The 12,163-nt window shown below is 59.2% G+C and carries 13 protein-coding genes; 8 read left to right on the top strand and 5 right to left on the bottom strand.

Translation table 11 applies throughout. The annotated features are described in order from the left end of the window. Positions 1 to 238: 238 nt before the first annotated feature. Entirely contained in the window at positions 239 to 928 is a 690-nt protein-coding gene (gene hda, locus HUJ17_RS11200) for a DnaA regulatory inactivator Hda (RefSeq protein ID WP_290510766.1), read from the bottom strand. A gap of 3 nt (positions 929 to 931) precedes the next feature. Beyond that, positions 932 to 1,930, bottom strand: a complete 999-nt coding sequence (locus HUJ17_RS11195) for a DUF2066 domain-containing protein (RefSeq protein WP_290510765.1) — start codon at positions 1,928 to 1,930, stop codon at positions 932 to 934. 147 nt (positions 1,931 to 2,077) lie between these two features. On the opposite strand from HUJ17_RS11195, the gene purM reads away from it, so the two are divergent. The 4 genes from purM to HUJ17_RS11175 are packed head-to-tail and all read left to right on the top strand — an operon-like array spanning position 2,078 to position 5,157. Beyond that, positions 2,078 to 3,121: a phosphoribosylformylglycinamidine cyclo-ligase gene (gene purM, locus HUJ17_RS11190; RefSeq protein ID WP_290510764.1), complete on the top strand. Its 1,044-nt coding sequence runs from the start codon at positions 2,078 to 2,080 to the stop codon at positions 3,119 to 3,121. Then, on the top strand, positions 3,118 to 3,759 hold the full coding sequence (gene purN, locus HUJ17_RS11185; RefSeq protein ID WP_290510763.1) for a phosphoribosylglycinamide formyltransferase: 642 nt from the start codon (positions 3,118 to 3,120) through the stop codon (positions 3,757 to 3,759). Before purM ends, purN begins: the two co-directional genes overlap by 4 nt. Beyond that, positions 3,719 to 4,441 carry a DUF3108 domain-containing protein gene (locus tag HUJ17_RS11180; RefSeq protein WP_290510762.1) on the top strand — a complete coding sequence of 241 codons (723 nt, stop codon included), beginning with the start codon at positions 3,719 to 3,721 and terminating at the stop codon, positions 4,439 to 4,441. The genes purN and HUJ17_RS11180 overlap by 41 nt, the downstream gene beginning before the upstream one ends. A 2-nt stretch (positions 4,442 to 4,443) precedes the next feature. After that, positions 4,444 to 5,157, top strand: coding sequence for a DUF3108 domain-containing protein (locus tag HUJ17_RS11175; RefSeq protein WP_290510761.1), 714 nt, complete (start codon positions 4,444 to 4,446; stop codon positions 5,155 to 5,157). 190 nt (positions 5,158 to 5,347) lie between these two features. On the opposite strand, the gene dcd is transcribed toward HUJ17_RS11175, so the two are convergent. Both dcd and apbC read right to left on the bottom strand, forming a co-directional pair. Next, the gene (gene dcd, locus HUJ17_RS11170) at positions 5,348 to 5,917 is read right to left on the bottom strand and encodes a dCTP deaminase (protein WP_062816266.1); all 570 of its coding nucleotides are present in this window, start codon (positions 5,915 to 5,917) and stop codon (positions 5,348 to 5,350) included. Positions 5,918 to 6,012: 95 nt separating this feature from the next. Next, a complete protein-coding gene (gene apbC, locus HUJ17_RS11165) occupies positions 6,013 to 7,098 on the bottom strand; it encodes an iron-sulfur cluster carrier protein ApbC (protein WP_290510760.1) in 1,086 nt (361 codons plus the stop codon). 191 nt (positions 7,099 to 7,289) lie between these two features. On the opposite strand from apbC, the gene HUJ17_RS11160 reads away from it, so the two are divergent. From HUJ17_RS11160 to HUJ17_RS11145, 4 genes are all read left to right on the top strand, one after another. Beyond that, positions 7,290 to 7,991, top strand: coding sequence for an SIMPL domain-containing protein (locus tag HUJ17_RS11160; protein ID WP_290510759.1), 702 nt, complete (start codon positions 7,290 to 7,292; stop codon positions 7,989 to 7,991). Further along, positions 7,991 to 9,019, top strand: a complete 1,029-nt coding sequence (locus HUJ17_RS11155) for an AraC family transcriptional regulator (RefSeq protein WP_290510758.1) — start codon at positions 7,991 to 7,993, stop codon at positions 9,017 to 9,019. The genes HUJ17_RS11160 and HUJ17_RS11155 overlap by 1 nt, the downstream gene beginning before the upstream one ends. Positions 9,020 to 9,216: 197 nt before the next feature. Next, positions 9,217 to 9,525: a hypothetical protein gene (locus HUJ17_RS11150; RefSeq protein WP_290510757.1), complete on the top strand. Its 309-nt coding sequence runs from the start codon at positions 9,217 to 9,219 to the stop codon at positions 9,523 to 9,525. Positions 9,526 to 9,786: 261 nt separating this feature from the next. After that, entirely contained in the window at positions 9,787 to 11,247 is a 1,461-nt protein-coding gene (locus tag HUJ17_RS11145) for a DUF3336 domain-containing protein (RefSeq protein WP_290510756.1), read from the top strand. A 33-nt stretch (positions 11,248 to 11,280) separates the two neighbouring features. Here HUJ17_RS11145 and HUJ17_RS11140 read toward each other — a convergent pair. Further along, positions 11,281 to 12,163: DUF4113 domain-containing protein (locus tag HUJ17_RS11140; RefSeq protein WP_290510755.1), on the bottom strand; the 883-nt coding region annotated here is incomplete at its 5' end.

Raw genomic sequence — 12,163 nt, 5'->3', positions numbered from 1 at the left:
GGTGGCCTGGGAAGAGGCGGCTGCGAGAATAAGGGCGCAGCCAGCAAGGGTTTGCCAAAGCGCGATATGGCGCATGTTGTGCTCCTGCAGGCTTTTTTGTGCCTGGCGTTATTGTTCTAATCTGGATCCAAAATCCGGTGGTACTCGGAACCACCGGAAACGTAACCTGATGTAATTAATCATCAATATACCGGTTACTTGCGTAGCGAACTGTTGCTTATTCGTTAAGCGACCCTTTTTACCACCCCAGCGCATCCTTGACAAAGGGAATAGTGACCGAGCGTTGCTGCGCGAGAGCCATGCGGTCAAGGCGGTCCAGCAACGCCATCAGCGCTCCCGGGGTGCGTTCGCTACGCAGGACAATATAGTGGGCCACATCCTGCTCAATGCGCAGCCCCCGGGCCTTCGCCCGCTCCTGTAACACTTTTTGCAGATCGTCATCCGCCAATGGCGTCAGTCTGTATACCGGCCCGGCAGCCAGCCGGGTAGCCAGATCCGGCAGCAGCAGGCCTACGGCGCCCGGGGACGCATCGGCGGTCACCAGAAGGCGCCCGCCCCTTGCCATCAGGCGGTTATAAAGGTGAAACAGGGCTTCTTCCCAGGCCGTATCGCCGGCAAAACGTTGACAGTCATCCAGCGCCAACAGATCGAATTGCTCCATGGACTCCAGCACCGCCGGCACCAGCGGCAGCAGCTCGCTGGCAGGCAACAGACAGGCATCCAGACCCTGCTGCTGGGCCAGACGGACGGCTCCTTCCAACAGGTGGCTCTTGCCCTGTTGCACACTACCCCAAATAAAGGCCTGCCGGTCTTCGCCCAGCACCACTTCACGGACACCGGCCAGCGCAGCCCCGTTGGGACCGGAAAGGAAGTTGGAGAGATCATTTCCCTCACGCAGTTGCAGTGCCAGAGGCAGCTGTGCGCTCATGGATCAGGGGCGCCAGCAGTAACGCCACTGCGGCCCGGCGACGACATCGTCCGGGCAGGGGCGCAATTGTCGGGATAATTCCAGCAGGCTGCGCAGCTGGGAATCACTGGCCCCAAAATCCAGACCGAAGGTCACAACCTGATCTGAGGTCTGCACCAGCGACACGGCCCGCATGCCGCTCAGTCCTGAGAGGAAGCCCTGCAATTGATACCAGTCTGCCAGTGTCTGAACTTGCTCGACCTCCAGCAAGGTGAGCTGCTGGGAAGCGCTGCTGGCCACTGCATAACGCTGGGCGAGCTGGTCCGTGACCGCGTCCACCAACGTCTTCACCGCCTGTTCGACGGAGGCACTCTCCTCACGCCCCTGGTCCAGGGTCTTGTTGCCCTGTAACACACGCCAGCTCACTTTGGTCGGTGAGCCTTCGTACAGGACGGCGGCAACTACCAATTCATGAGAGTAGCGATCAGAAGCAGACAGCAATTGGTTATCGAAACGGCCGCGGACATCGGCTACGGTGACCGCATTACGGTCCTGGCTGTCCCATTCGGGCACCACCAATGACAACCCTCGACGTTGGGCTTCGCTGACCAGCTGCTCACGCAGCTCATGATCTCCCGCCACCATGTCTCCACGGCCGGCGCCCTGCTCTACCAGCCAGATCAACACCTGGGGACGGGGGAACCCCCATACCGGTGCACCTTCAACCGCCATGAAATCCATCAGTCCGTGGGTGTCATAACGGGCCAACAGGGTATCGCCATTATAATCGTAACGAGTCACCCAGCGGTCCAGCTGAGCCAGAGCCTGCTCGGTTACCGGTTGGTCAACTACCTGCTGCTTGCCACTGAGCCTTACCAGCATCTGCTTGAGGCCCTGCTGCAAGGCCTCCTGGCGCTCGGTTTCACCCCGGCCATCTACCGGCAGCACCACCATATTCAGAGAGTCTGCCCGGGCTCCCAGGGACAATCCCAACAACAATGCCACGATTCCAAGAAAACGCATGACCGCCCATTCCAACCTGAAAATTCAAGCGCGCTATTATCACTTATTCGCTCCCACCAAGCGAACCTGATTTTCAGGTGAATACAGCGGTGGAAAGATGGGTCCCCCGCCCTTAAAATACGCGCCTTCACCAACCCGGAGCCCCCCATGACCGATCAGAAACGGCCACTGACCTACCGTGACGCCGGTGTCGATATCGACGCTGGCAACGAGCTGGTAAAACGTATCGCCCCCGTGGCCAAACGCACCCGTCGTCCCGAGGTGCTGGGCGGTCTGGGCGGTTTCGGCGCCCTTTGCGAACTGCCCAGCCGCTACAAGAACCCGGTGCTGGTGGCCGGTACCGACGGGGTTGGCACCAAACTGCGCCTGGCCATTGATACTGGCCGCCATGACAAGGTAGGTATCGATCTGGTGGCCATGTGCGTCAACGATCTGATCGTGGGCGGCGCCGAGCCTCTGTTCTTTCTGGACTATTACGCCACCGGCAAACTGGATGTGGAGACCGCCACCAGCGTGGTAACCGGGATCGGTGAAGGCTGTGAAATGGCGGGTTGCGCCCTGATTGGCGGCGAAACTGCAGAAATGCCGGGCATGTACGAAGGTGAAGACTACGATCTGGCCGGCTTCTGCGTAGGCGTGGTGGAAAAAGATGGCGTCCTGGACGGCAGCAAGGTTCAGGCTGGCGACAAGCTCATCGGCCTCGCCTCTTCCGGCCCCCACTCCAACGGCTACTCGTTGATCCGCCGCATCATGGCCCAGGCCGACATCAATATCGACCTGGACGGCCAGCCCCTGATGGAACACCTGCTGGCGCCCACTCGCATCTATGTGAAGCCCCTGCTGAAGCTGCTGGAACAGGTACCAGTCCACGCTCTGGCCCACATTACCGGCGGCGGCCTGCCGGAAAATCTGCCCCGGGTGATGCCGGAAAACACCCGCGCGGTTATCGACACCCGTAGCTGGGAATTCCCCCCTGTCTTTCAGTGGCTGCAACAGGAAGGCCAGGTACCCGCCTTCGAAATGTACCGTACCTTCAACTGTGGTGTGGGCATGGTCATTGCCGTCCCGGCAGACCAGGTGGATGCCACCCTGGCACTGATGGAAGCCGAAGGCGAAGTGGCTTTCCTGATGGGTGAAATCCAGGCCGGCGAAGGGGAACCGGAAGTAGTACTGGAAGGCCTGGCAGAGTGACGCACCGTCTTGCTGTCCTGATCAGCGGATCCGGCACCAACCTGCAGGCCATAATGGCGGCCATTGATAACGGCCGCCTGCATGCAGAAATCGCGGTGGTACTGTCTAATCGTGCCGATGCCGGCGGTCTGACCCGTGCCCGGCATGCCGGCATTGCCACCGAAGTACTCGATCATCGCCAGTACGACAGCCGGGAGGCCTTCGACCAGGCCATGATTGAGATGCTGGATGGCTATAAGCCAGACACTCTGGTTCTGGCTGGCTTCATGCGTATCCTCTCACCGCTGTTTGTACGCCACTACGCCGGCCGACTGATCAACATCCACCCCTCCCTGTTACCCAAATACCGCGGGCTCCATACCCATGCCCGGGCCCTGGAAGCCGGCGACCGTCAACATGGCTGCTCCATCCATTTCGTTACCGAAGAACTGGATGGCGGTCCACTGATCGCCCAGGCTCCACTAGACGTCCTTGCGAACGATACCGTCGATTCCCTGTCCAAACGTGTACAACAACGTGAACACCTGCTCTATCCTCTGGTGTTGCAATGGCGCGCCGAGCAGCGCCTGGAACTGGATCACGACGGAGTCAAGCTGGATGGCAAATCACTCCCTGAACAGGGTTTTCAATTGGTCTAGCAGTCTGCTGCTGATACTGGCCCTGGTGGCTCCGGCCAGCCATGCCGAGCCACCGGTGGCTCCCTTCACGCTGGATTACCACCTCAAGAGCGAAGGCATACCATTTACATTCACCGCCACCCGCACCCTGAAACCTGTCCGGGATGGTCTGTGGAAAATGGAAGTGCAGGCCAAGAACTGGTTGGGCGAAATTCGCGAAACCACCCTGTTTGACTGGCAGCAATGCATCCCCGAAAGCACCTACTACGGCTACTACCGTCGTGGCCTGGGCCGGGTGAAGGAAGCAAAGCTGCATCTGGATCGCAAAGCCGGTGTCGCCGCCAGCGAACGAACCGACAAACCCATCCGCAGCTACCCGATCACCGATGAAGCCACAGACGAACTGTCTGTCTCGCTGGCCTTGCAATGCTCTCTGCAAACAGGCCAACGGGATATCAAGCTACAGGTTGCTGATGAACGCTCTCTGGAAGCCCATCGCTACCGGGTAGTCGGCGAGGAACCGTTGAAGATTGACGGCAAGCGGATTGAAACAGTAAAAGTACAACGCCAGCGAGGCGCCAACAGCAAACGACAGACCTATATGTGGTTTGCACCACAGTACAATTACCTGCTCGTCCAACTCTTGCAGGAAAACAGTGATGGCGACCACGTAATGACACTGCAATCTATGGAAGGATTATAACAGTGCGACGGATCTTTCTTGCCCTGCTACTGACAACCAGCAGTCTTGCCACCGCCGAGCCGTTGGCTCCCTTTGCCGCTGAATTCCGCATTTATGTGAATAAGCTGCCCACGCCAGTCAAGGCCGATCTGGTGCTGGAACCCGCCGAGGGCAAAGACTATTACCGCATGCTGCTCAAGGCCAAATCCTTCCTGCTTACCAATACGGAAGAGAGTTATTTCCACTGGCGTGATTGCCAGCCGCGCACCACCCAGTATGTGCATGAGTTCAAGGGATTCGGCCAGCACCGTTACCACCACATGGACTTCCAGTGGAACCCACCCATGGTCCACAACGAGTCAGAAGACGATCAGGAAAGCCTGGAAATTCCGGAAAACACTCTGGATGAGCTGACCATTCTGCTGCGCGGCCGCTGTGTGTTTGCCACCGGCGACAAGGCCTACAAAGTCACCAGCGCTTACGGCGACAAACTCCGCACCCATCATTTCGAGATCATTGATCGGGAAGTCATTGATACGCCCATGGGCGAAATTGACACCTTGCTGGTGGAAAAAAAGCGCGAAGGGGACAGCAAGGAAAAACGTCGCACCCTGTTCTGGGTAGCGCCCAGCCTGGACTACATGGTGGTCAAGGCCAGACACATTGAAAGCACCCTGCTAAAGGCAGAACTGATCATGATCGATTACGACGGCCCGGATGTGCCGCCGTTGTCCTAGCAAAAACTTGGTGCTGACGAGGCATAACAGGTCTGGATCAAAAGCACTCTCACCACAGAGAGCACAGAGTACACAGAAAAAACCCCATTATTTTCCTCAGTGGACTCTGTGCCCTCTGTGGTGGAATGGTTCTTTCAACGCCTTTGATCGCGCCGCCAGCGACGCTCCTACAGCAGGGCAGAAAATGGCTTCAGGCCCGTGGCAGGGTCACGCCGCGCTGGCCCTGGTATTTCCCGCCCCGATCCATATAAGACGTTTCACACATCTCGTCGGACTCGAAGAACAACATCTGCGCTACGCCTTCGTGAGCATAGATTTTTGCCGGCAGCGTGGTGGTGTTGGAAAACTCCAGGGTCACGTGACCTTCCCACTCCGGTTCCAGGGGCGTCACATTGACGATAATGCCGCAACGGGCATAGGTGGACTTGCCCAGACAGATGGTCAGCACATTACGGGGAATGCGGAAATACTCCACGGTGCGGGCCAGGGCAAAGGAGTTGGGCGGAATGATGCAGTAGTCGCCCTTGATGTCCACAAAGCTGCGCTCATCAAAGGCCTTGGGATCCACCGTGGCGGAATGAATATTGGTGAACACCTTGAACTCATCCGCACAGCGCACATCGTACCCATAGCTGGACACGCCGTAGGAAATCATTTTTTCGCCATTTTCATCCGCACGGATCTGCCCGGCCTGAAAGGGCTCGATCATGCCTTTCTCGGCGGCCATACGGGTAATCCAGCGATCCGATTTAATCGTCATTGTTGCGCCTCAATGTTCCGGGGTGGTTGGCGTTCAAGCGGCCAATGGTAGCAGCATGAAACGCCGCACGCAGCAGGCCTGATCGACCGCGTCCTTCAATGTTGTGTCACCTTGGGAAACGCCCGCTTGCCAGCTTCCGTCAATGACAGTCTGGCCGCCAACCGGCGCGCTGCCTGCCGATACAGGCCGGCTTCCTCGCTGTCCGGGCAGGCCGCTACCACTGGTTGGCCGCTGTCGGCCTGTTCCCGGATACGCAGTGACAATGGCAGTGCCGCCAGCACTTCGGTGTGGTACTCGCTGGCCATCCGTTCCCCGCCGCCCTGACCGAACACATGCTCCTTATGGCCACACTGGCTGCAAATATGCACGGCCATGTTCTCCACGATGCCCAGTACGCGGATATCCACCTTGCGAAACATCTCCACGCCCTTGATGGCGTCCAGCAGGGCAATATCCTGGGGCGTAGTAATCACTACCGCACCGGCCACCGGAATTTTCTGGGCCAGTGTCAGTTGGATATCGCCGGTGCCCGGCGGCAGATCCACCAACAGGTAATCCAGCTCATGCCAGCGGGTCTGCTCCATCATTTGTACCAGTGCACCACTGGCTTTCGGGCCACGCCAGACCACCGGGGTCTGCTTGGTGGTCAGATAGCCCATGGACATGGTCTGCAGCCCATAGGCCTCCACCGGTACAAAGTACTTACCTTCCAGCACCTCCGGCCGGGTGCCGTCCGGCAGGCCCAGCATCAGCGGCTGACTGGGACCGAACACGTCCGCATCCAGCAGTCCCACCCGGGCGCCTTCGGCCTGTAACGCCAAGGCCAGATTCACCGCTGTGGTGGACTTGCCCACCCCGCCTTTGCCGGAGGCTATCGCAATCACATTGGCCACCTGATCCATTGCCGGCAAGCTGCTCTGGGCCCGGTGCGGAATAATGTCCGACTCCAGCACCAGAGTCAGCTCACGGCCTTCCAGCACCTCACTCAGATGCTCCCGAATCTGTGCTGCCATGTAGTCACGGATACCGTCAATCGGAAACCCCAGAACGATTCGGGCATGGACGGTGCTGTCGTCCACGGTCAGTGATTCAATGGCATCCACCGATGTCAGGCTGACGCCCAGATCGTCGGGAATAAAATCGCCCAGTTGCTGTCGAATGCGTTGCTCGGCTGAACTCATGATGGCCTCCGTTTCGCGAGCTGCGATGATAGGGGCTAAGTCGATAACAACCAAGCCACCCATACACAAGTTATCTGTTACCAGCCTCTCAAAGGCCCTCCGCACACATAACGCGAACCATGGGGTGGTTATCCCGCTGTAAATGCGCAAAATAGAGCACTGTCGATTGCACGGCAGTACAAGGAGAGTCCATGAAACGCATCACCGCCGCATCCCTGATCGCCCTGGGTGTCTTGAGCCTGACCGCCTGTAGTGATTCCCACCAGATGATCAACGCCGGGCCGGACAGCATCACCGTATCCGGCAGTGGCGAAATTGCTGCCCAGCCGGATATTTTCCGGGTAGTGGCCACCGCCCGCGAACAGGGTGACGACATTGCCGCCATGAAATCCCGGGTCGACGACGCTGTCGCCGACATGCTCGACCTGGCAGACGATCTGGATATCGAGGAAAAACAGGTGCGCGCCAGTGACCTGAATGTCCAGCCGCAATGGCAATATCAGCCGGAGCGCAAACTGATCGGCCATCAGGTCAGCCGCGACGTCACCTTCCGCGCCAATGGCCTGGACACCTATACCCAGCTACTGGACGGACTGGCCAAGCAGGGCGTTCGTGATATTCGCCCGGCCGGCACCGAAGTCAGTAACGCAGACCAACTGGCTAACCAGGCCCTGGAAAAGGCTGTAGCCGACGCCCGCAAGCGGGCCAGTATCATCGCCGAGGCCGCAGACCGGGAGCTGGGCAAGGCCATCCAGATCCAGGCACAGGATTTCCAGCCCCCGCAGCCGGTAATGATGATGGCACGGAGCGAGAAAAGCGGTAACGCCGACAGCTACCGACCCGGCGAAACCGATATCACCGCCCGGGTCCAGATCACCTTCGAACTGGATTAATGGATAGCCTCGGTCAGATCTGCAGCGCCGCGCTGCAGCAATATCTTTCCCACGGCGAAGCCCGCGGGCTGGATATTGCTACAGCACTGGATACTGCTGCTCTTGATGCGGAACGAATCCGACAGCCGGACGCCCGCATCCCCGGGGCCAGCTTCCAGACGCTGCTGCATACCCTGATCGACCAGGCCGGCGATCCGCTGTTTGGCTTGCACACCTCCGAGTTCGTCCAGCCCGGTTCCTATAACGTGATGGGCTATATCGCCATGAGTGCCAGCACTCTCCACGAGGCCCTGTCCAAAGTCAGCCTCTACGAGACGCTGGTGGGCGACATGGGCACCACCGACACCCGCATTGCCGATAACCAGGCCGCTATTCGCTGGGACTGCCGCTATACACAGCAGCCGGCTCGCCAGCACCTGATCGACAACGTGCTGGGCTCCTGGGTCCGCTATGCCCGCTGGCTGACTGGCAATGAGCAACTGGCGCCTGCCCAGGTCTGGCTGGAGCATCCCAGACCCAAACCGGCGCTGGTGGAGGAATACCAGCGGGTGTTTCTCTGCGAGGTGCTGTTTGCACAACCCTGCTCTGCCCTGATCGGCCCGCCGGGACTCTTGGAGCAACCCATTCGCCAACCGGACCCGTTACTGCTCTCCACCCTGGAAGCCCACGCCATTCAACAGCTCCATCAACTAGGCGTGGAAACCAGCCTGGGCCAGCGGGTCAAGCAGTGCATTCAGGATGCCATCGGCCATTCGCTACCGCGCAAGGAAACGATTGCCGAGCGGTTGGGCATGAATGTACGCACCCTGCACCGTCGACTAGCAGACGAAGGGCACAACTGGCAGAAGCTGCTGGATGAGGTGCGACTGCACCAGGCCCGGAAACTGCTCTGCCAGAGCCCCGCCCCCCAGGCCGAAATCGCCGAAGCCCTGGGCTACTCGGACATCCGCTCTTTCCAACGCAGCTTCAAGCGACATACCGGCATGACACCGGGCCAGTTCCGTAGCCAGCAAAAGCCGCATTTGTAGGAAATCTCTTACACGCTTTATCGGCTTTATCTTATGCGTATTTCGTCATAGCCCCGTTCAGTATCTACCCCGCCGCCACTGGTCGTGATCGCTTTGCCCACACCGCTACCAGTTGACTACAACAGTTCCCAAGGGATTACGAAGTTCCCCCAAACCACCGGCCCCGCCGGTTTCGGGAACCGTTACAGGGACGCACCATGAACCGCAAGATTTCCGTCAGTGGCCTCACCCACGACTCCGCCAGCGCCTTTGTCTCGATGATGGGCATTATTAACGGACGCTGCAGCGTTATCTGGGAAAACGCCGATCCCGGCCAGGCCGACGTGCTGCTGGTCCCCGCCCAGGATGCGCAACGCACCGCCAACAACAAAAGTGGCAAACCCTGCATCGTGGTCTACCCCAGCTCCCAGGAGCGCCCCAATGCGCCTTTCACCCTGTCCCATCCATTCCGGGCCATGAACATGATCCGGGTACTTGAAGATGTGGCCCGGGCACTGCCAGGCTAACCGACCCACCCCATCAGCTTGCGCTGATCCTCTGTTAGGCAATTCTGCCCATATAAACGCGGCCTTTTCTTTTCGGCCGCGTTCTTTTTGTCCTACAAAGCCTTAAACCCCGCCACCGGTCATGGCTATACTGACATCACCTAATGACAACAAGGGAGCCTCTGCCTCCCCTCCTCTTGCCTTCTCAGCTTTTCAGGCTGGTTCGTAATCTGGGCAATGACGCAAGGGAAAGTTAAGAGGCCCCAATTGGCGGAGACCTGCATGAAAGGCACTCTCAAGCAACTGGATCGGGCCATCGAGCACGCTGAAACCTACGAAGAATGGTACGAAGCCAGCCGCGAACACGACCGTCTTTCCGGTGCGGACGAATGGAAAGAAATCGATCGCTCACCCCATTACGACTACGAGCTGATCCGTAATCGCCTGTGGCAGATCCGCCAGGCCCGTGAACGCCATGACGTGAACAAGCTGGTGTTCCATCTGCACGAAGGTCTGCATGGCAACCTGGGCAACATCTCCAACCCGCGCCTCTATCAGCAGACCAGAGTCGGAACCAAACGCCTGATCGAGAATTATCTCGAAGAAGTCACCATCGCCCTGAACTACCTGTGCGATACCAACTTCAAGGAATTTGGACTCAAGGAAAAACTGGATTTCTTCGAAACCACCGGCCAGGCCTTCGGCCAGAGCTGCCTGATGCTGTCCGGTGGCGCCGCCCTTGGCCTGTTCCATATCGGTGTGGCCCGCTGCCTGTGGGAGCAAGGACTACTGCCTTCGGTGATTTCCGGCTCCAGTGCCGGCAGCATCATTGCCTCCGTTGTGGGCACCCACAACGATGATGAGCTGAAACTCAAGCTGGAACCTGAAAATATCTATCTGGAAGCCTTCAAAGTGCTGGGCTGGAAGGGCATCGTGCGCGGCACCCCGGTGCTGGATGGCGACCACCTGGAAGCCTGTCTGGAAGAAAACATCCTCGACATGACCTTCGAGGAGGCCTACCGGCACACCGGCCGTGAAATCAACATTACCGTCAGCCCCTACGACCGGAACCAGCACGCCCGACTGCTCAACTGGCGCACTTCGCCCAACGTGCTGATCCGCAAGGCATCATTGGCATCCTGCGCGATTCCCGGCATCTATCCGCCAGTCTCCCTGTGGGCCAAGAATATTGATGGCGAACGGGTGCCCTACATCCCCGGCCGCAAGTTCGTGGATGGTTCCATCGTTGATGACCTGCCCATCCGTCGCCTGTCCCGGCTGTATGGCGTCAACCACTCCATCGTCAGTCAGACCAATCCTCATGTGGTGCCGTTCCTGTCGCGTAACGAGAACACCGACAGCTCCCTGAGCACCCTGGCGGACTGGGGCCTGAAAAACGTCTCCATGAATCTGCGCTACGCCCTGCAACTGATGCAACGCCGGGTGGAATCCAACGACGTGGGCCTGATGTTCGACAAGGCCAAGAGCATGGTCACCCAGAAGTATATCGGCGATATCAACATGATCCCGCCGCGCCAGCCCATGAACGCCCTGAAAGTACTTAGCAACCCCACCCTGCAGGATGTACGCAATTACATCCGCAAGGGGGAAAAGGCGACCTGGCCCAAGCTCGACATGGTGGCCAACACCACCGCCATCAGTCGCACCTTCCGGGACTGCCGTGCCCGTCTGGACCGTATCGAGGAACGCATGCTGGAGCAGGTGCCGATGACCGCCGTCTGACACACGGCGCCATCGTCTGCCCCGCCGCCCACTCTATCGGGCCCGGGGCAGATCCTTCCAGCGAGTGGTATAGGCAGGCGACAAATGCGCCCGGCGCATGGCCCAGACACAACGCTCCGCCTGATTCATTCCTCTCCCTGCCAGCCATACCTTGCCCTTGCCGCTCCGGTTGATGGTATCCATCACCTCCATCAACGCGCTTCCTTTCTCTGCGTTTTCATCTTCGCGAAACAGGGTTACCTGCTCGCACCCCGCCGGCCCGAGATCCGTCAGCATGACGCCCGCCTTACCGTAGCGGTAACCGGCCTGCCAAAGAGCTGCCACCATCTCCACCGCATGGCGGACCATCACCCGGGTATCTGTCGTGGCCGGCGACAGGGTCGCCCGGGCAGAATGAGGAAATAACTGTTGCGGCTTGCCAACCGGGGCGGTGCGCAGATAAACACTGATGGCACCGGCACTGAGCCCTTCTGCCCGCATGCTTTCCGCTGCACGGGCGGTAAAATCACTCACCGCCTGGCGCACTGCCACCAGCGAGGCTACCGGCTCTCCGAAAGAACGGGAATGAATAATCTGCTGGCGAGGCTCCAGCCGGATCTCCAGGGGCAGGCAGCTCTCTCCGTTGAGTTCGCGTACCACCCGTTCCTGAACCACAGAAAACCGTTTGCGGATCAGACCATAATCGGCGCGGGCCAGATCCAGCGCCGTATGAATCTCCATCTCATTCAGACGCTGCCCCAGGCGCCGCCCAATACCCCAGACCGCCGACACTGGCGTGCGTGCCAGCAAACGCTGACGCCACTGCGGATCCGTCAGCACCAGTACCCCACCGGTCTGCGGGTATGCCTTGGCGGCGTGGTTGGCCAGCTTGGCCAGTGTCTTGGTGGGCGCCACCCCGACACACACCGGTACCCCC

Source organism: Alcanivorax sp., assembly GCF_014762765.1.
Lineage (GTDB): Bacteria > Pseudomonadota > Gammaproteobacteria > Pseudomonadales > Alcanivoracaceae > Alcanivorax.
Note: the sequence above shows the minus strand (reverse complement) of the source record. Positions and strands in the feature narration are given on the sequence as shown.